Below are 18,429 nucleotides of genomic sequence, written 5' to 3' on the forward strand. Positions count from 1 at the left end.
CATGACCGATGCACCTCTGACGGCAGTACCCCGCGAGCGCAGCCTCGCCCACGCCGGGTTCACCCTGACGCGCGAGTACCCCTCCCCCATCGCCGACGTCTGGAATGCCTTCGCCATCGAGTCGCTCAAGAAACGGTGGTTCGGCGAAGACGACTCGTGGGCGATCGGCGAGTGGCGCTTCGACTTTCGAATCGGCGGGTGCGACGTCGCCGAAGGCACCTTTCACGACGGCCCGCACTCGCGCTACGAAGCCGTGTACACGAGCATTGTTGAGCACGAGCGCATCGTCACGACCTACAACATGTGGATCGACGGCACGCACATCTCGACCTCGGTGGCGAGCTACGAGTTCGAGGTTGTGCCGGGCGGCACGCGCCTCACTCATGCTGAGCACGGCATCCACCTCGATGGTTTCGACACCGGAGAGCAGCGCGAAGCCGGCACGATCGAGCTGCTGGAGTCGCTGCGGTCCTTCCTCGCGAGTGAGCACTGAGATGTCGCGCCTGATCTACTCGGTCGCCTCCTCGCTCGACGGCTACAACACCGATGCCGGTGGCGGCTTCGACTGGGCGTTCCCCGACGAGCCTGTCGTCGCCTCGCTCATTGACGACGCCGAGTCGGTCAGCACCTTCCTCTACGGGCGCCGCATGTACGAGACGATGGCGGGCTGGGAGACCGACCCGAGCTGGGCCGAGGGTTCGCCAGAGTCGGCGAACTTCGCCGAACTGTGGAAGCGAGCCGACAAAGTCGTGTTCTCGCGCACGCTGACGGCGGTGACGACGACTCGCACGCGCCTCGAGCCTGAGCTCACTCGTGAGGCGATCGCACGCGCACTCGACGAGGCAGAGGGCGACGTGACGATCGAGGGGCCCACTCTGGCGGCCGAGGCGTTTCGTCTCAGGCTCATCGACGTCGTCGAGTTGCTCATCTGCCCCGTCATCGTGGGGGGCGGCATGCGAGCGCTGCCCGACGGTGTGCACGTCGACCTGACCCTCACGCGCGAGAAGCGCTTCGACAACGGCATGGTGCAGCTCAGCTACAAGACGACTCCAGGTCGGTCAGCAGGTACTGCTCGAGCTTGAGCCACTTCGGCGGTCGCTCGGTGCCCTCCGGCAGCAACGCGAAGGCCGCGGCTGAGTCGATGAGGCGCGGCTTCGTGAGCGTCACCTCGCCGCCATCGACCCGCAGCCGGGCTGAACCGGCCGCCAGCACGTTGCGCACCCAGTCCGACTGCACGCCGTAGACGGGCACGAAGAGGTACCCGCCGTCGACCCGGAACGCGTCGAGCGGCGTCTGATACTCGCGACCCGAGACGCGCCCGAGGTGAATGATCGCGGGCCTCACGCCTTTCTTCAGCTCGCGCGGGTTGAACGTGTACTTGTTCATGCGCGCCCACCATCGCGGCATCGGCATCGGTCACTCTCCTGTCTTCGCGGCCCGATCCAGGCCGTCGAGCAGCAGGCCGAGCGTGAACTCGAACTCTGTCTGCGAGTCGCACCATCCCAGCGTCGGGTCGCTGTCGGCATGCAGTTCGGCGGCGACCATGGCCGAGGTGTACGGAAACTGCTCGGCAAATTGCGCTACGAGATCATCGGTCATCTCGACGCCCTCCATGCTCGGGTCGCCCTCCGATGAGCTGAAGGGCTCTTGCGCGAAGCCGAGCACCATGCTGCTGAGCGCGTGCAACCCGCGGTGCGCCGTGCGATAGGAGACTCCACCGCGGATCATCGCGGCGAGCACCGCCTCGAACATCGACTGCACCGCCAACGGAATCGTGCTGCGCGACGTGATGAGAGCGGGCGCCCAGGGGTGTCGCAGCATCACGCGACGGGCGGCGAGGCTGCGGGTACGAACATCCGCTCGCCAATCGTCTTGCGCCGAGTTCGCGCGTTCGGCGGCCGCCGACGACTCCTCGAGTGCCTCGGTCACGACGCGCTCGACTAGTCCGTCGAGCAGGGCGTCTTTGTTCGCGACGTGGTGGTACAGCGACATCGCCTCCACCTGCAGCTCTGTCGCCACGCGGCGCATGCTCACGGCCGGCAGCCCTTCAGCGTCAGCGATCGACATCGCTGCTTCGAGCACCCGATCGCGCGTGACCGGCTTCCGTTCTGCAGTCGCCACGGCATCCTCTCGACCCCCTCCATCTTGCGCCACCTTACGATGTATGGCTACCTTACACCATAAGGTGCGCGAGTCACGGGCACCCCTCACCGATCGGAGCACTCATGCACCCCCTCTCCCGCACCGCCCGCCTCACCGGCGCGTTCTATCTCGGCTTGGCCCTCACCGGGATGCTCGGCTTTCTGCTCATCCGGCCGCAGGTCTTCGTCACTGGCGACAGCGCCGCCGTGCTCGAGGCACTTGCCGGCAATCTGCCCCTTGCGCGCGTCGGCCTGCTGCTCGAACTCGGCATCGTCGTGACGCAGGTGCTGACCGCCCTGTGGTTCTTCAAGCTCTTCCGCGGGGTGAACGCCTTCGCCGCCGGTGCGCTCGCGACCCTGGGTCTCATGAACGCGGTCGCGATTCTGGGCAGCGCCGCCTCGCTCAGCACCGCCATCCAGCTCGCCGAGAGCGGCACGGGCGACGCGGCAGTGCAGGTCAGCCTGCTCATCGTTCTCTCTGAGGGCTTCTGGGCCGCGGGCGTCGTCTTCTTCGGAGCCTGGCTGATCCCGATGGGACTGCTTGTACTCCAGTCGGGCTTCGCCTGGCGCTGGATCGGCTGGGTGCTCATCGTCGGCGGCATCGGCTACATCGCGAGCATCGTGCTCGTGACGCTGGCTCCCGAGTCGACCACCGTCGCCGACCTGCTCGTGATTCCTGCCACCGTCGGCGAGTTCTCGATCATGCTCTCGCTACTGATCCGCGGAGTGCCCGCGCTTGCGGCGGCTCGCCCTCGAGAAACGGTGTCTGCCTGAGGGCCATCACACAGAAACGGGCCGCCCGACACACGCGCCGGACGGCCCGTTTCGTGACGGTGGAATGGTGGACCTGAGGGGATTCGAACCCCTGACCTCCTCGATGCGAACGAGGCGCGCTACCAACTGCGCCACAGGCCCGTAGAGCGTCACCACCATATCACCGCGGGTGGGGCGCCTTGAACGCGTCGAGCAGCCACGGCGGAGCATCCCCCGTCACGATCACCTCACGCACGCGTTGCTCGTCACCCGAGCCCTGCGTGTGCGCCGACAGCGAGAATGCGCCTGCTGGTGCCCGCAGACTCAGGGTCGCCGAGGCCCGCGCGAGCTCGTCGTCGTTCCAGTGCGCATACTCTTCGGCCAGCTCGAGTTCGACGCCGTCGCGCGCGACGCGTAACCGCCGTCGGTCGATGTAGGGGCACCAGGGCGGCTCGACGTGATCCATCGGAGTCCACTCGCGCGCCTCCGAGCGCTCGCGCTCGACGTCGGCGACACCGTGCTCGCCGGCCAACCGGTCGAGCGAACGGCGAAGCACTGCGACGGCATCGTGCAGAGACAGCGCCGGTTCGTCTCTACCGCCAGATTCCGGTTCGGGATGCTCGCGCAGCGCCGCGACCACCTGAGCGGCCGTGCGGCTCAAGCCGAGCGCCGCACCCTCGTCGCGGTGCGCCTCGCACAGCCACAGCTGGTGAGCGGGATGCCCTGGCAGGTCGCCCGACTCACGCGCGTCGGCCGCGCGCACGCACGACACGAGCGACGCCGAGTCGGCGGGGTCGACGTCAGCACCGCAGACGTCGCACAGAGGCGGTCGCACGCCGACCAGCATGGCAGACCGGCGACCCGCAGTCTCAGTCGTGTTGCCGCCGGGCGAGCATGAACATCGACACGTTGAGCCGCAAGAACGGCCACAACTGCAGAAACGGGTTGCGTCGTCGGCGCAGTTCGCGCTCGGACGGTAGCGGTGCCGCGTCGATGCGCTGCTGCGTCGTGAGCGGAGTGCTCAGTGGTGTGGCCATGATGGGCTCCTGTCGAGCGGTCGTCGGCGACGTCGTCATTCCGGAATGAGGTACCAGAACGGGTACGCCTTGGCCTTGTAGAGGAAGGCGCTGTGCAGCAGCCGCTTGACCCAGTGCGCCGCGAGCCCGACTTCGCCCGTGGTGGCGCCTAGCTCGCGCCCGGCCCCCTCGGGGTGTCGCTTCACATCGGGCACGATCGGTGTCATCGTCATCGCCGCGGCGGATCCGTTCGTGTAGCTGACGCCCATCGATGCGATGCACGCCGCGGGCAGATCGGCCATCGAGGCCGTGTGCGTCGCGACGGTGTCGCCTGCCGTGATCATGTCGACGATGCTCAGCGCGACCGCTTTACCCATGGCTCCCGAGGGCATGCCCGTGCGGGGCGGGGCCGGCGCGATCGCGATGCCCTGCGGCGTGTAGCGCGGCTCAGTGATCTGGTGCGGCGGAGCGAAAGCTATGCCGATGGCGAAGACGTTCGGGTGGCCCGGCACCTGATACGTGCGCGGCCAGTCATCGCCGCTCCACTCGGCGAAGGGCTTCTGCGAGTAGTCGGCGTCGACTTTCATGAAACCGCTCGGTGCGAACAGGGCTTCGCGGATGCTCTCTCCGCGCCGATCGTACGCTTCAAGGTGCACGCCCTTGAACGGCGGCAGCAGCATCGCGAAGTCGTAGGGCAGCTCGGCCATCTCGCCGTCGAGCTGGCGGTACCGGATGAATCCCGGTTCGATCGAGTCGACGGCCGCCTCGGTGATGGCCTTGACGCCGCGCTCGCGGAAGAGCGAGAGCATCCACTCTTCGCTCGTCATTCGCTGACCTTTCTTGTCGAAGACCATGCCTCCGACTCCGAAGTCGCCCAACTCGACCTCGTTGGTGAGGTAGACGACATCGGCGAGGTCGCGCACTCCGGCGCGACGCAGCTCGTGCTCGACATTGAAGGCGTACTCGAACGCCGCGCCCTCGCAGGTGCACGTGCCATGACCGACACCGATGACGAGAGTCTGGCGCTCGCCGGCCTTGAGCTTCGCGATCACGGCGGCCAGTTCGTGCGCAGCGTGCTCGGCGTGAGCGGGAGTGCAGACCGAGACCGTGTGACCCATGTCGGGGCCGAGCCCGGGGGTGGCTTCGAAGTTCAACTGCGGGCCGGTGGCGTTGATGAGGTAGTCGTAGCGCACGCGCTCGGTCTGGCCTTCACGGCCCTCCTGGGTGTAGACGATGTCGACCGCGCCCTGGGCGCTGACGTCGTCTCCCTCCGGGCGGATCGCGACGGCCTTCGCCTGCCTAAAGTCGACGCCCTTGCGCTTGTAGACGGGAGCGAGCGGAAAGACGACGCGCTTGCTCGGCATACGGTCGACCCCGACCCAGATGTTCGAGGGAATCCAGTTCCACTTCGAGTTGGGCGAGACTACGACGACGCGGTGGTCGCGGCCGAGCTTGCGGCGCAGAGTGAGAGCGGCGGTGTGGCCGGAGACTCCGGCTCCGAGAACGACGACGGTGGCCATGAGAAGTGCCTCGATTCCCCGGCGGCTTCGCCGGCGAGGCCACGCTATTCCTGATACCCCGAGGGGTATCAGGGGCTTAGGTCCTGACTTGCCCGATCAGCTGGCCGCGCGCCGGCGGCGCAGCACCTCATCGAGGTCGGGCGGGCGGGTCGGCAACTGGTCGACGAGGCCCATGCGGTCGAAGCGGCTCGCGGCAGGGCGCTCGACCTCGCGCGACTCCCCCTCCGAAGTTGTGGAAGCCCACTCCGAAGTTGTGGAAGTCGCGCGGGCAGCAATCGTGGCTGCGGCGGCGTCGGATGCTGCGGCCGCAACGCGCTGCGCCCGCTCGGCTTCGGCGGCAGCCGCAGCGAGCGCCGCCGCGTGGTCGAGCGCAGGAGCGGCAGCCCCGGCCGGCACGACCGGCGCACTGAGGTAGCTCGGCTTCGGCAGAGGCACAGGTGTCCACTCGCGACGCACGGCCGGAGGCGCACGGCGCACGGGCGGCGCGAGGTCGACGAACTGCGAGGCGGCGACGCCAGCGACGGGGGCGGTGCGACGACGCTGTGCGCGAGCGAGTCCGCTGAGCAGCGTCACGCCGCTGATGGCGACGAACGCAGCGAAGCCCGCCCAGGCCCACGCGCCCGAGACGAGCGCCACGACGATGCCGACGATCGAGAGCAGGGTCAGCAACGAGGTGACGGCACGCGAGCGTCGCAAACGACGCTGACCGAGACGTGCAGCATCCACTTCGGCCATGAGGCCGGGCGCCGACTCAGAGAGCCGCGCCCGCAACGCCCGCTGCGCCGCAGCCTCGCGGGCACGCGCGATCGCCAGTTCTTCACGCTGTCGCGCGGCCAGAGTGCGCTGTTGCGCCGCGACATCGCGGGCCGTCAGCTCGGCGCGCACTTCGGCGGGAACCTCGGCGGTCTGCGCCATGATGCGCAGGGTCTGCTGCAGTCGCACGGCGTTGCGCTCGGTCGCGAGGTACTCTGCGCGACGGCGCCACATGGGCACGAGATAGAGCAGCCAGAGCGCGGCCGCGAGAGCGATGAGGATCGCTGTGCCACCGCCGGTCTCGAGCATGTCGTAACGGTACGATTCGAGAGCCGGTCGTCACCGGAGGCCAGCGGAGTGTCTGCAGACCCGCGGCGTGTTCGCCCCCCTATCGCCATGCCGAGGAGACCCGTGTCGTCGAGCCCCGCCCCCGAGACCGTCACCACCGAACCGCGCCGTATCTCGAGCCTGTTCGGCAACGTCGAGCTCATGATCGTCATCATGCTCGGCATCGTGTCGGTCGTGACGGCCTACGCTTCGTTCCAAGCCGCGCTCTACGGCTCGAAGATGGACTCGTTCTACGCGCAGTCGACTCGCCTCACCGCCGAAGCCGAGTCGGCTTACCTCGAAGGCAACCAGCAGTACGTGCAAGACTCCGCGACGCTCGCCCGCCTTCTCGAGCTCGAGGTTGAGATATCGGCGACTGACCCCGTCATCGCGCAGCTCGCCAGCGAGAAGCACGAGCTGCTGAGCTTCGTCTCTGTGTCAGACGAGCTCGCTGCGGCCATCGCGTGGGCCGACGCCGAGAACGAGGCCGACCCCGACTTCTACACTCCCCCGCAGAACGACGACGCCTACCTCGAGAGCCTGTTCGGCACCTGGAACGTGCTCAACGACGAAGCCGCCGAGGCCACGCTGAACGGTGACGAGGCGAACACCTACGGCGACCGGCTCACGCTCAACACCGTGCTCTTCGCCGTGTCGCTGTTCTTGCTCGGTGTCGCGGCCGTGCTCAAGAGCCGTCGTGCGCAGTACGCGCTCATCGGCGTGAGCACCGCCATCTTTGCTGGCGGTCTCGCACTGACGGTGTCGATTCCGTTCGTCTCGCTCTAGCCGAGCTCGTAGGCGCCCCGCAGCCAGTTGACGAGCTCATCGTCGATGTCGTCGAGCGTGCGCACATCGACCCGGTGCGTACACATGCCCTTCACGGCAAGGAGGCGCTCGCTCGCCGGAGCGTCTCCGAGATTGAGGCCCAGGGCGATGCGCTGAGCGCTCGCTGGTTCGATGAGAGCAAACTGCTTGCGGCGGCGCAACGAGACCGAGGTGCGCTTGGGGGCGATCTCGACATCGCCGCCGAGCGACAGTGCGATCTCGACGAGCCGATCGTGCAGCGGCCGTAGCCCCGCCTTTGCGCCCGCGTACTGCCCATCGACCAGGTCGTCGTCGGTGCGCTCGATTCCACGCTCCCGATGCAGCAAGGCGATCGAGTTGGCGAAGCCATGTGTCACGCCGTGCGCTGACTTGAGGTGGGCGAGCAACTGCCCGTGCTTCTCGAGCCCCGTCCGGTCGAGGATGCTTGACCACTGCTCAAGCGACCTGCCGGTCTTCTCTGGCAGCGACTCAATGAGCTTTTTCGTTGCGTCGTCCATATCAGCCTCCACGTCTCCGATCGCTCGATCACGCGGCCTGCACTGCGCCGATGATAAGTCCCATGATGGCGAAGACGAAGACGAGGTAGACGGCATCGATCACAAGTAGCATGCCGCGTCGCCGCTCGAAGAGCCCGACCACAACGAGGGGTGCGGCGGCGAAGGTCAGCCCTGCCACGAAGCCGGCGAGCAGTCCGCCGATGGCGCCCAAGGTGCCGATGAAGGCTGAGAGGCTGAGCGCGATCACGACGGAGAGGATGGCCGACCCGCCGAACACACGCAATGATCCCGACTTCAGCTGCTCGTCGCTCAGTTCAGTGAGTCTCTGCCACGGCTTGGCCACCAGCAGTCCGAACCACAGGCCGCCGAGCACGAACATCGCGAGCGCTGCGAGGCCGACCGCAATGGGGTTGATAGCGATGTCCGTCATGCGTAGCTCCTTTCGCTGGAGCCGCGCCCTGCGGCTTCCGCGAGAAGACTGTAGGTGCCGGCCAGATGTCCCGAATTGGAGAAAGTTACCGCTCTCGCGCTACCGGCACATCGTCGAGGGGGACGAAGCTGGCGAACTCGAGGCCGTGCTCGCGCAGGCCTTCAACGAAGCGCTGAGGGCTCGTACCTGCGAAGCGCGTGAAGGCGTGGATGCCGTGCGACTGGTCGTAGTATCCGTGCTCCGCGACGAGCTCCGACCAGGGCGGCAGCGGATCGCGGACACTCAGGCTCGCCAGTAGCGCCGAGAACCGTGCGACGTCGGCGAATCGCTTGGGTCCGAGTCCGCACCGACGGGTGAACCGCCCCGAGAGCGCACGGCTGGTCAGACCAAGCTCGTGCGCTACGTGTGCCACTTCGCGTGCCGGATCTGCCTCGAATGCAGTTCGCGCGGCCCTCACGAGCGGGTCGATCGCCTTCGGGCGGAAGCGTCGCTCGAGCAGCTCGGCGAGAGCGCCTAGCAGTGCTTCCGCGTCGGCGCCGTCATGGGCCAGCTCGACCACGCTGGTCACGCCCGGCAGGACGATCTCGCCAGGTACGACGGCGTCGACGAGCGAGCCGACAGGGAGTTCAGCGAGTGCGCCGATGCCGTCTGCCGAGAATTCTGCGACGAGCATCCGCAACCGCTCCGGATTCTCATTGATCAGGTACTCGGTCTGCACTCCCGCAAGAAAAGGCCCCGTGAGTTCGATCCCCGTCTCTCGTCCGCCGCGCTGCAGCTGTCGATACGGACCAGACAGATTGACGATCAGGTGCGGGCGAGGGTTCGGCAAAACTTTCTCGAAGCGCCGCAGCCCCGCGCCCTCGAGAAACCAGAGCGCCGTCACGACGTCTTCGAGCACCGTGGGCACAGGATGCCCGACCATCGTCGGTTGCATCAGCGGGGAGGCGGCAATGGGATGCTGTGCCGGGCGGCGATGCGGTCGACCTCGGGCACCTCGGCTGCGGTCGGGTCGACTCGGCCCGACTTCCAGCGCTGCAGCACGCCCTGGGGCACCTCTTCGACGGTGAGGCCGAAGCAGAAGTGGTCGCGCCAGTCGCCGTTGATGTGGATGTAGCGGCGGCGCAACCCCTCGTAGCGAAAGCCCAGCTTTTCAACGACGCGCAGCGAGGGGGTGTTCTCGGGCCGGATGCAGATCTCCATGCGGTGCAGACCGGTCGTGAAGAACACGTGGTCGGTCGCGAGCGCGACCGCGGCGGGCGTGAGCCCACGGCCCGCGAAGCCTGCCCCGACCCAGTAACCGATCGTCGCCGAGGCGAGCGAGCCATACGTCATGCCGCTCACGTTGAGCTGACCGGCCAGTCGGCCGTCGGTCTCGATGACGAAGGGCAGACCGGTGCCGGCGCGTGCCCCGGCGAGCAGCGAGCGGATGCTGCCCTTCGTGTCCCAGTTCATCGGGGCCGACGGGCTGGTGGCCTCCCACGGCCGCAACCAGGCGCGGCTCGCGAGCAGTTCACGCTCAAGCTCGCGAGCATCGCGAACTCGAATCGGACGCAGCACCGTCGCGCCATCGCGCAGCGTGGGGATGATCGATGCCACGCCTCAGTCTAAGCGGGCGCTGAATTCTCTCAGCCACGGGCGCAATTCGGGCCCGAGGTCGTCGCGCTCGACGGCGAGCTGCACGATCGCCTTGATGTAGTCGAGACGGTCGCCCGTGTCATACCGGCGGCCGCGGAACACCACACCGTAGACGCCACCGGCTTCAGCGTTTCCGGCGAGCTCGAGAAGAGCATCCGTCAATTGAATCTCGCCGCCCTTGCCGGGAGAGGTGCGCTCGAGAACGTCGAAGATCTCGGGCTTAAGCACATAGCGGCCGATGATCGCCAGGTTCGACGGCGCCGTGCCCGGCTCGGGCTTCTCGACGAGGTCGAGCACGCGCACCACGTCGGGGTCGTCAGTCTCTTCGATCGTGGCGATGCCGTACAGGTGCGCCTGTGCAGGGTCGACCTCGAGCAGGGCGATGACGCTCGTGTTCTTCTGCTCGTGCACGTCGATCATGCGATCGAGCAGCGGGTCGCGCGGGTCGATGATGTCGTCACCGAGCAGCACGGCGAACGGCTGACGGCCAACGTGCATATGGGCACGCAGCACCGCGTGGCCGAGACCGAGGGGGTCGCCCTGGCGCACGTAGTGCATGTCGGCGAGGTCGGTCGAGTACTCGACCTTGGCGAGCTTCGCAGTGTCGCCCTTGCGCTCAAGCGTGGCCTCGAGCTCACCGACGCGGTCGAAGTGATTCTCGAGCGCGGTCTTATTGCGACCGGTGATCATGAGCACGTCGGTGAGGCCCGACGCGACCGCCTCTTCGACGACGTACTGGATGGCGGGCTTGTCAACCACGGGCAACATCTCTTTGGGCATGGCTTTGGTGGCGGGCAGGAAGCGCGTTCCGAGTCCCGCAGCAGGGATCACGGCCTTGGTGATTCTCGCAGTCATGGTGTCAGCGTAACGAAGCACCGAAACCACGGCGCGGCCTTGACAGCGCGCCTCTAGCATGGGCGGTATGCCTTCCGAGCCCGACGGACACGCCATCGCCGCTAAGCGCGCGCTGCGGGCCGAACTGCGCGAGCGACGACGCATCCGCTCGCAGCACGAGCGCGATGCGGCCACCGAATCGCTCACCACACAGCTCATTGCGCTGACCTCGACGCTCGGGCCGCGCTCGCTGTCGTGCTACCTCGCGACGCCCGACGAACCGCAGACGCGCCCGTTCTTGCACTGGGCCGCCGACCATGGAATCCGCGTGCTGCTGCCGATCTCGCGCGACGACGGGCTGCTCGAGTGGGCGACCTACGATCGCGAGCTCGACGAGTCGCTCGACGCGCTCGGCATGCCCGTGCCGACGACCGACGTGCTCGGCCCGATCGCGATCAATGATGTCGGGTTGATTCTCGTGCCAGCCGCGGCGGTCGATCGCGGGGGCATGCGCATGGGCTGGGGGCGCGGCTACTTCGACAAGACACTCGGCTCGATGGATCGCCGCCCGCCTGTCTTCGCCGTCGTCTTCGACAACGAGGTGGTTGACGAGCTGCCGCGCGAGCCGCACGACCAGTCGGTCGACGGCGTGGTCACCCCCAGCGCGATCACCCGCTTCGCTGACTAGCGGGGGTCCGTAGGCGCGGTCAGTGGATGCTCCTCCGCGCCGTATTCTGGAGGGTGGAGGTTCTTCCATGCCCACGTACTCGTACCGCTGCACCGACTGCTCGACTGCGTTCGACATCTCGCAAGCTTTCACCGACGACTCGCTCACGGTGTGCCCGAGCTGCGATGGCCGGCTGCGCAAGGTGTTCTCGGCGGTCGGCGTGACCTTCAACGGCTCGGGTTTCTACCGCACCGACAGCCGCGCGGGTGCGGGCGGGTCGAAGAAGAGCGAGGGCGGTACGGGCTCGTCTGAGTCGAAGGGCTCCGACTCCAGCAGCGCTCCGGCCACCAAAAAGGCTGAAACCTCGTCGAGCACGAGCACCCCTGCGAAGGCCACCGCCGCCAGCTAGCAACAGGCCCGTTAGCATCGGTGCATGCTCAAGGGTTTCAGAGAGTTCATTCTTCGCGGCAACGTCATCGACCTCGCGGTCGCGGTCGTCATCGGTGCGGCGTTCACCGCGGTCGTCACCGCCATCGTGACGGCCGTCATCAACCCGCTCATCGGGGCGCTGTTCAATGCGGAGTCGCTCGCTCAGGCGCTCCCCGTCGCGATTCCGACCGTCTCAGGCGGCGAGTCGATCCTGTACTTCGGTGCAGTCATCGGCGCGCTACTCAACTTCATCATCGTGGCCGCGGTCGTCTACTTTGCGCTCGTCATGCCCATCAACCACCTCAAGCGACAGGCCGAAGAGCGCCGCAAGGCCGGTGAGCCCGCGGTCGACGACGCTGTTCCGCCGACTGAGCTCGAGCTGCTCGCCGAGATTCGCGACCTGCTCGCGAAGCGCGACGCGGCACCGCCCGCGCAGTAACCCCACAGCTCTCGCTCAGTAGTGCGGCGGCTTCTCAGCGCGGAGGCGGTCGTCGTTCTCGTCGAAGCCGTGCCGCTCGGGCTCGGGGCTCGGGGCGGGATCCGATCCGGCGGGCGGGGCCGTCGTCACTCGACGGGCACCGCGGCGCTTGCCGCCCGGGGCGCGCCCCGCATCCGTCTCTGTCATGCCTCCAAGAGTAGGCGTAGGTGGCACCATTCGAGCTAGCCGGTTCCTACTGTCGCTCCAGCCCGGGAAACGCCGCCGAGCGCGGCGTTTCCCCCGTGAGATGAGCGTGTCGCCACCATCCACCGGGGCGATACGACACGAACGACCACGCGAAACCCGTACCCTCGCGCCCGGTCAGCGAACGATGGCGAGCTCTTCGGTCGGGGTTCCCGACGACACTGCGCCCGAAGGCACGCCACCCGCGAGTGCGTAGACGCGGTCGGCCACGGCCTCGGGGTCACTGAAGAGCTCGAACACGTGCACGCGTGCGTAGTGCCAACCGAGGCGCCGCATGAGGTCGGGGCGCAGGCGCAGCGACTCTCGCAGTGAGAGCGGGCTGAGCGCAGCATCCGTCTCCACCGCGACGCAATAGCCGCCGCGACTCGCAACGAGCGGCAGCTTGCCGCGGTGCCCGAGAGCAACGGTCATGCCGCGCGCCTCGAGGCGATGGGCGAGGTCGATAAGCATCGGGTCGCTGTCGTCGGGCAGTTCGTCGGCCGTGCGGCGCGCCTCGATATCGGTGAGCAGGTCGGCGAGTGCACGGGCGCCGTGCGAGAGCCGGTCGTCGTCGAGGTCGCCGGGGCGGATGCAGCTGACGATGCGCACGAACCGCCGTGCGCGCGTCATGGCGACGGCGAGCAAGCGGTCGCCGCCGGGTCGGCCGAGCGAGCCGAACTCGCTCAGCACGCGGCCGTGCGGCGTACGGCCGAAGCCGATCGAGAAGATTACGCGGTCGCGAGCCTGCGCCACCGACTGCTCGATCGTCAGCACCGCGAAGGGCTCGGTGCGGTCACCGAGCAGTACATCGTGCAAGTCAGGGCGGTGCGTGACGGCCTCGAGCACAGCGGTGTGCACGCGCGAGGCATGCTTCGCGCTCGCGGTGACGACCATGAGCGACTCGTGCGGCCGCGCCGTGGCGTGCTCGATGACGAGGTCGACCGTGCGGCGCACCTCGACGTCGACGCTCTCGATCGCTCCCGTGTCGTCATCGGGCATGCCGTGGCCGCCATCGAGGTAGTCGACCGCGATCGACGGATGCCCGAGAAAGGATCCGGCCCAGGGCAGCGACTCGATGCGGCCCGCGTAGAACCTCCGGTTCACGAGCTCGGCGAGGTCTTCGCCCCCGGCGCGGTACGAGCGCGTGAGGGATACCGCGGGCAGCAGCTCGCTCAGCTGGAAGAGGGCAGAGCCAGCGTGCCGGGCATCCACGTCGCCGTCGTCGATCGCGTCGCCGACCGCGATGCGGAAGGGCGCAGGAGCCTGCGTGACCGGGTCACCGATCGCGACGACCTGACGGCCGCGGCGCACCGAGTTCGCGACCTCGGCCACCGTGACGGCGCCCGCGTCGAGCAGCAGCACGGTGTCGAAAGCGATGTCGTCGCTGATGAGGTGCACGTCGTAGGGCGAGGCGAGCCACACCGGCGCGATCGGTCGGCTGAGGTGCGGCGCGTCGCGCTGAAGGGTCGCCGAGCTGAGGTGCCCCGACTTGAGCGCGGAGCGAAGCGCTTCGGCCTCGTCGGGCCAGTCGGTGATGCCGATCGACCAGTTCTCGGCGAGCTGCCACGCGAGCAGTTGCGCCGCACCGGCGGCGTGCGCCTCGTCGACGAGCCTGAAGTCGGCCTCGAGCCGCTCGAGCACGTCGGGCTCGGCGCCGAGCAGGGCGCGATCGTGCTGCAGCAGACTGTCGAGCGCTGAGCGCCACCAGGCGAGCTCGAGCTCGGCGGCAACCTGCTCGCGTGCGACGTGCCGTGCAGCGAGGTCGCCCAGCAGCGGGCCGACGTCGAACTGCTCGAGCCGATTCAGCAGCGTCGTGCGCTCCTGCAGGTTGGCGAGCACATCGCTCTCGGCCGCGAGACCCTCGAGCAACGCGTGCAGCTCGGCGAGAGGCCGGTGCGCGAGCTGCTGGTCACGGCTGTGGTGCCCGAGCGGAGCATCCAGAGCCGCGAGATCGAGCTCGACCTGCTGGAAGGCGACGGCGACATCGGCGATGCCGACGGGCACGGTCGGCGTGATGCCGCTCGGCACGAAGCGCTGCCAGAGCACGCGCTGCTGCTGAATGCGAGTGAGGGCCTCGTGCAGGTCGCTCACGCTGACGCCCGGCCGCAAGTACTCCTTGGCGAGCCCCTTGAGGCGACGGCGCGTGGCGGCGGGCATGCTCGACGACTCGCGGCGCGGAGCCGTGGCCGCGATGAGCTCGCTCAGCGAGCGGTCGAAGACGGCGGGCTGGAAGCGGTCGAGCGTGTCGCGCAGGTCGGCGAGCAGCCGCAGGTAGACACCGAGCTCGGCGAGCGTCTCGAACGGTCGCATCGGAGTCGCGCCGATGAGCGCACGGCCGCGCTCGACGAGGCGCGGCACACTCTCGTGATGCAGGCGGCGCGCGAGTTGCTGCGCCGCAATGGCTTCATCGCCGGTGCGGAACGAGGCGCCGTACCAGGGCGAATCGCCCGGGCCGTAGCTGAACTGCCCGAGCTCGGCGGCCTGCACCATGGTCTCGGCGGCCTGCCGACGGTCGGCGGCGAGCAGCTCGACCGCGGCACGGCTCAGGCGAGCGCGCGTCGTCGGCGGGGTGGGCAGCAGGGCCAGTCGGCTGAGCTCGGTGACGCAGTCGATGACGCTGATGCCCAGCTCGTCGTCGGGGCGCGAGAGCGCTTCGCGGTAATCGATGAGCACCGAGCGCAAGCGAGTGAGCGCCTCGTTGACGTCGGCGACGCGCGGCCGCTGCGCCTTCTCGTTGCGGCTGATCGCGCGAATCACGTCGCGGCGCAGACTGCGGGCCGTCACCGCGATGCCGGGCAGCCCGATGTCGCCGAAGCGCTGCGCGATCGTGCGCAGGCTCGCGCGGCGCGGGCTCACGACGAGCACGCGCTTGTTCTGGGCCACGAGGGCGCCGAGCGCATTAACCACGGTCTGGGTCGCGCCCGTGCCGGGCAGCGTCTTGACGACGAGCGAGTTGCCGGCCGCGATGGACGCGATGACGTGCTCTTGCTCGGCATCGGCGTCGAGCAGCAGCAGGTCGGTCTCGGGCGGGCGCTCGTCGGCGGGCACGGCCTCGACTGGCGACTGACTCTCGCTGACAGCCCAGCGCGCGCTCGTGTTGCCCGCGAGGGCATCGAGCACCGGATGAGCGAGGTCGTGCGCATCCGCCACCAGCTGCGGGCCGACTTCGGCGAAGGTGCTGACGACGAGCCGCGGGCTGATCGTGATGCCCTGCAGGTGCGCGGTCAGGCCCCGCAGGCGGTCAAGCGGCGGGTTCGGCTTGAAGGCGTCGCCGTCGTGGGCGAGGGCGACGAAGGCAGCCTCATCGAGGTGCACCGAGAACTGCTCGGCGAGCGCGCGGGCCAGCGCCGGATTGACGGCGACGGTTCCGGTGAGCGTGAGCTCGACATCCCGACCCCGACGGCGCAGGCGCAGGGGGCGCAGCAGCAGCGGGGCGCAGTGATCGACACCGTCGACGCGCCATGAGACGAGGCCAATGCCGAGTTGCACGGCGTCGATGCCGCGCGCGCTCGCGAGTTCGACCCCGGCGTCGGCGATGCGCTCGGCCGCGACGCGCGCCTGCTTGAGGGCGACATCGTCGCGCACCAGATTGCTGAGCAGGGTAGGACTGCCGGCGATGAAGCGCGCGAGACCGCCGGGGTGGCTCGTGCCGAGCTCGATGCGGCCGCGTGGGTCGTCCGTGAAGTGCAGCAGGGTGCTCGAGCCGCCGACCGTGGCGAGCTCGGTGCGCCAGCGATCCCAGATGGGAGAGGCGACGTTCATGGGCACGACCCGAGGGTCGTCGAACCGCACCGACGAGGGCTGCAGGGGGTTCGCCCCGCTGACGTCGTCGGCGTCGATCTCATGATCGTCGTATCGGTCGGCACGCCACACGCGGCCACCCTACGGCTGGTCTGCCGGAATTCCGGGCATTCCGGGCGGTCTGCCGTAGATCTGCCCGCTCCGTTCGTAACTCAGGCTGTAGCCACCCGAGTGTCGGCATAGACCGTCACTTCTGTCGTTACAGCCTGAGTTAGGAACAGGGCGGCGCACCTAGAATCGGGTCGTGGAACTCGTGGGCGGGTTGGTCTCGGCTCTGGTCACCGGCGGGGTCACGCTGCTGGTCGTCGTGGCCGCCGTGCTCGTCGGCGGCATCGTCATCGTCTCGCGCCGCCGCTCGCGGCCCGCGCAGGTTTCGGGCGACGTGCGGCGCCGCGCGGGCTCAGCGCTTGTGCGCGCTGACGACCGCATCGGCGAGGGCGAGAGCGACGTCGAGTTCGCGATCGCCCAGTTCGGCGAGAAGGCCGCGGCCGAGTACCGCGACGCCGTGCGGCAGGCGCGCACCGACCGCGACGAGATCTTCCGGCTGCACCGGCTCATCGACGACGAGCCGGGCGCGGGCCTTGCCAATCGCGAGCGCGCGGCCCGCATCGTGATGCTCGCCGACCGCATCGAGCGCACCCTCGGCGAGCAGGCCGCGAGCTTCCGCGAGCGCCGCTCGCTCGAATCAACGGCGCCCGACCGACTCGAGCGGGTGCGCACTCGCGTCGCCGACGCCCGTGCCCGCCTCACCGTGACGACCCGGCAGCGGGATGCCCTGCTCGAGCAGCACTCCCGCAGCGCTCTCGGCCCCGCCGTCGACGCCCCCGAGCGCGCCATGCGATCACTCGACCGTGCCGAGAGCTTGGCAGCGGAGGCGGCACCGGGCAGCACGGCTCTTGCGAGCAGCGTCATGCAGACGATCGCCGAAGCCGAGCGCATGCTGTTCGCGGCCGACGAGGCGCTCGACGCCGTCGACGCCGTGGCCGAACGACTCGACGACGCGGCCGATGCTCTGCAGCAGCTGCGCGACGACGCCCGCGTCGTTCGCACCGAAGCTCTCGAAGCCGCAGCTACTGCGCCCGACGGCGACTCGGGTGCGGCGATCACCGAGGCCGTGGCAGAGCTCGATCGAGCCGTCGAGGCGGCGAAAGCCGCGGCGGCCGACCCGCTCGAGCAGCTCGACGACCTGCGCACGGCGATGGACGCCGTCGAGGTGGCGCTCGCCTCGTCGCGCACGCAGGCCCAACGACTCGCGCATGCGCGCGAGGCGTACCTCGCCGCGCGGGTGCAGACCGAGGCGCAGCTGGCTGTGGCCCGCGAGGCGCTCGGCTCGAGCGGCTCTGCCGGTGCGCGCGCGCGGCTGGCGGAGGCAGAAGACGAGCTGCGAGCATCCGCCGCCCTCATCGACACCGACCCCGTCGACGCGCTCGATGCCGCACGCCGCGCGCTCACGCACGCGCGCGACGCCGAGGTGCTCGCCCGCTACTGAGCTTGCAGCCAGGCGAGCACCGCGAGCACGCGGCGGTGGTCGCCGTCGGCTGCGTCGAGCCCGAGCTTGGCGAAGATTGCCGAGATGTGCTTCTCGACGGCGCCGACTCCGATGAAGAGTGCGGCGGCGATGGCCGCATTGGTGCGACCCTGCGCCATGAGTTCGAGCACCTCGCGCTCGCGGGCCGTCAACGCGGCGAGCGGGTCAACGCGCCGGGCCATGAGCTGCGTGATGACCTCGGGGTCGAGCACGGTGCCGCCGGCGGCGACACGCTCGAGGGCATCCCGCACCTCGTCGAGCGAGATGACGCGGTCTTTCAGCAGGTAGCCGATGCCGCCCGTGCCTGCCGCGAGCAGTTCTTGCGCGTACGCCACCTCGACGTACTGCGAGAGCAGAAGAATGGCGACGTCAGGGTGCCGCCGGCGCAGCTCGATCGCGGCGCGCACACCCTCATCGCGAAAGGTCGGCGGCATGCGCACATCGAGCACGACCGCGTCGGGCTCGAGAGCCGGCAGCGCGGCGAGCAGCGACTCGGCGTCGCCGAAGGCTCCGACCACCTCGAGCCCCGCATCGCCGAGCACGCGCACCAGCCCTTCGCGCAGCAGCACCGAATCATCGGCGACGGCGACGCGAAGGGCTGGCATGGCGTTC

Annotated in this window: 22 protein-coding genes and 1 tRNA gene; 8 read left to right on the forward strand and 15 right to left on the reverse strand. The window is 68.8% G+C overall.

Annotated elements, in window-relative coordinates; translation table 11 throughout:
- The first annotated feature begins 1 nt into the window (after window position 1).
- Window positions 2-493: an SRPBCC domain-containing protein gene (locus tag KL788_RS06300; RefSeq protein WP_293169529.1), complete on the forward strand. Its 492-nt coding sequence runs from the start codon at window positions 2-4 to the stop codon at window positions 491-493.
- Window position 494: 1 nt separating this feature from the next.
- Window positions 495-1,082: a dihydrofolate reductase family protein gene (locus KL788_RS06305; RefSeq protein ID WP_293169531.1), complete on the forward strand. Its 588-nt coding sequence runs from the start codon at window positions 495-497 to the stop codon at window positions 1,080-1,082.
- Here KL788_RS06305 and KL788_RS06310 read toward each other — a convergent pair.
- The gene (locus KL788_RS06310) at window positions 1,033-1,413 is read right to left on the reverse strand and encodes a nitroreductase family deazaflavin-dependent oxidoreductase (RefSeq protein ID WP_293169533.1); all 381 of its coding nucleotides are present in this window, start codon (window positions 1,411-1,413) and stop codon (window positions 1,033-1,035) included. The two genes, KL788_RS06305 and KL788_RS06310, sit on opposite strands and share 50 nt — an antisense overlap.
- A 3-nt stretch (window positions 1,414-1,416) precedes the next feature.
- The gene (locus KL788_RS06315) at window positions 1,417-2,121 is read right to left on the reverse strand and encodes a TetR/AcrR family transcriptional regulator (RefSeq protein ID WP_293169535.1); all 705 of its coding nucleotides are present in this window, start codon (window positions 2,119-2,121) and stop codon (window positions 1,417-1,419) included.
- A 104-nt stretch (window positions 2,122-2,225) separates the two neighbouring features.
- Here KL788_RS06315 and KL788_RS06320 point away from each other — a divergent pair, with 104 nt between their 5' ends.
- Window positions 2,226-2,915 carry a DUF4386 domain-containing protein gene (locus tag KL788_RS06320; protein ID WP_293169537.1) on the forward strand — a complete coding sequence of 230 codons (690 nt, stop codon included), beginning with the start codon at window positions 2,226-2,228 and terminating at the stop codon, window positions 2,913-2,915.
- A gap of 65 nt (window positions 2,916-2,980) precedes the next feature.
- Here KL788_RS06320 and KL788_RS06325 read toward each other — a convergent pair.
- The 5 genes from KL788_RS06325 to KL788_RS06345 form a co-directional block, all read right to left on the reverse strand.
- A tRNA-Ala gene (locus tag KL788_RS06325) sits at window positions 2,981-3,056 on the reverse strand.
- Window positions 3,057-3,075: 19 nt separating this feature from the next.
- A complete protein-coding gene (locus KL788_RS06330; RefSeq protein ID WP_293169539.1) occupies window positions 3,076-3,729 on the reverse strand; it encodes a hypothetical protein in 654 nt (217 codons plus the stop codon).
- Between the two features lie 34 nt (window positions 3,730-3,763).
- A complete protein-coding gene (locus tag KL788_RS06335) occupies window positions 3,764-3,931 on the reverse strand; it encodes a hypothetical protein (protein ID WP_293169541.1) in 168 nt (55 codons plus the stop codon).
- A gap of 35 nt (window positions 3,932-3,966) precedes the next feature.
- The gene (locus KL788_RS06340; RefSeq protein WP_293169543.1) at window positions 3,967-5,430 is read right to left on the reverse strand and encodes an NAD(P)/FAD-dependent oxidoreductase; all 1,464 of its coding nucleotides are present in this window, start codon (window positions 5,428-5,430) and stop codon (window positions 3,967-3,969) included.
- A gap of 96 nt (window positions 5,431-5,526) precedes the next feature.
- Window positions 5,527-6,492 (reverse strand): hypothetical protein, encoded by a 966-nt coding sequence (locus KL788_RS06345; protein WP_293169545.1) that lies wholly within the window; start codon window positions 6,490-6,492, stop codon window positions 5,527-5,529.
- A 102-nt stretch (window positions 6,493-6,594) separates the two neighbouring features.
- Here KL788_RS06345 and KL788_RS06350 point away from each other — a divergent pair, with 102 nt between their 5' ends.
- A complete protein-coding gene (locus KL788_RS06350) occupies window positions 6,595-7,296 on the forward strand; it encodes a hypothetical protein (RefSeq protein WP_293169547.1) in 702 nt (233 codons plus the stop codon).
- On the opposite strand, the gene KL788_RS06355 is transcribed toward KL788_RS06350, so the two are convergent.
- The 5 genes from KL788_RS06355 to galU form a co-directional block, all read right to left on the reverse strand.
- Complete coding sequence (locus KL788_RS06355) at window positions 7,293-7,832, reverse strand: DUF5655 domain-containing protein (RefSeq protein WP_293169549.1); 540 nt, start codon at window positions 7,830-7,832, stop codon at window positions 7,293-7,295. The genes KL788_RS06350 and KL788_RS06355 overlap by 4 nt on opposite strands.
- A gap of 28 nt (window positions 7,833-7,860) precedes the next feature.
- Entirely contained in the window at window positions 7,861-8,262 is a 402-nt protein-coding gene (locus KL788_RS06360; protein ID WP_293169551.1) for a DUF1761 domain-containing protein, read from the reverse strand.
- 85 nt (window positions 8,263-8,347) lie between these two features.
- Window positions 8,348-9,184: a helix-turn-helix domain-containing protein gene (locus KL788_RS06365; protein WP_293169553.1), complete on the reverse strand. Its 837-nt coding sequence runs from the start codon at window positions 9,182-9,184 to the stop codon at window positions 8,348-8,350.
- A gap of 11 nt (window positions 9,185-9,195) precedes the next feature.
- Window positions 9,196-9,858 carry a GNAT family N-acetyltransferase gene (locus KL788_RS06370; protein WP_293169555.1) on the reverse strand — a complete coding sequence of 221 codons (663 nt, stop codon included), beginning with the start codon at window positions 9,856-9,858 and terminating at the stop codon, window positions 9,196-9,198.
- A gap of 3 nt (window positions 9,859-9,861) precedes the next feature.
- On the reverse strand, window positions 9,862-10,752 hold the full coding sequence (gene galU / locus KL788_RS06375) for a UTP--glucose-1-phosphate uridylyltransferase GalU (RefSeq protein WP_293169557.1): 891 nt from the start codon (window positions 10,750-10,752) through the stop codon (window positions 9,862-9,864).
- 67 nt (window positions 10,753-10,819) lie between these two features.
- Here galU and KL788_RS06380 point away from each other — a divergent pair, with 67 nt between their 5' ends.
- The 3 genes from KL788_RS06380 (at window position 10,820) to mscL (ending at window position 12,266) form a co-directional block, all read left to right on the forward strand.
- Window positions 10,820-11,419: a 5-formyltetrahydrofolate cyclo-ligase gene (locus KL788_RS06380; protein ID WP_293169559.1), complete on the forward strand. Its 600-nt coding sequence runs from the start codon at window positions 10,820-10,822 to the stop codon at window positions 11,417-11,419.
- 67 nt (window positions 11,420-11,486) lie between these two features.
- Window positions 11,487-11,807: an FmdB family zinc ribbon protein gene (locus KL788_RS06385; protein ID WP_293169561.1), complete on the forward strand. Its 321-nt coding sequence runs from the start codon at window positions 11,487-11,489 to the stop codon at window positions 11,805-11,807.
- Between the two features lie 24 nt (window positions 11,808-11,831).
- Window positions 11,832-12,266, forward strand: coding sequence for a large conductance mechanosensitive channel protein MscL (mscL, locus tag KL788_RS06390; protein ID WP_293169563.1), 435 nt, complete (start codon window positions 11,832-11,834; stop codon window positions 12,264-12,266).
- A gap of 15 nt (window positions 12,267-12,281) precedes the next feature.
- On the opposite strand, the gene KL788_RS06395 is transcribed toward mscL, so the two are convergent.
- Together KL788_RS06395 and KL788_RS06400 are read right to left on the reverse strand one after the other, a co-directional pair.
- Window positions 12,282-12,452 (reverse strand): hypothetical protein, encoded by a 171-nt coding sequence (locus tag KL788_RS06395; protein WP_293169565.1) that lies wholly within the window; start codon window positions 12,450-12,452, stop codon window positions 12,282-12,284.
- Between the two features lie 174 nt (window positions 12,453-12,626).
- Complete coding sequence (locus KL788_RS06400) at window positions 12,627-16,361, reverse strand: AAA family ATPase (protein ID WP_293169567.1); 3,735 nt, start codon at window positions 16,359-16,361, stop codon at window positions 12,627-12,629.
- A 172-nt stretch (window positions 16,362-16,533) separates the two neighbouring features.
- Between KL788_RS06400 and KL788_RS06405 the strand changes: the two genes are divergently transcribed.
- Entirely contained in the window at window positions 16,534-17,778 is a 1,245-nt protein-coding gene (locus KL788_RS06405) for a hypothetical protein (protein ID WP_293169569.1), read from the forward strand.
- Here the strand turns inward: KL788_RS06405 and KL788_RS06410 are convergent.
- The gene (locus tag KL788_RS06410; protein WP_293169571.1) at window positions 17,772-18,422 is read right to left on the reverse strand and encodes a response regulator transcription factor; all 651 of its coding nucleotides are present in this window, start codon (window positions 18,420-18,422) and stop codon (window positions 17,772-17,774) included. The two genes, KL788_RS06405 and KL788_RS06410, sit on opposite strands and share 7 nt — an antisense overlap.
- Window positions 18,423-18,429 lie beyond the last annotated feature (7 nt).

The organism is Microcella sp., from assembly GCF_019739195.1.
GTDB lineage: Bacteria > Actinomycetota > Actinomycetes > Actinomycetales > Microbacteriaceae > Microcella.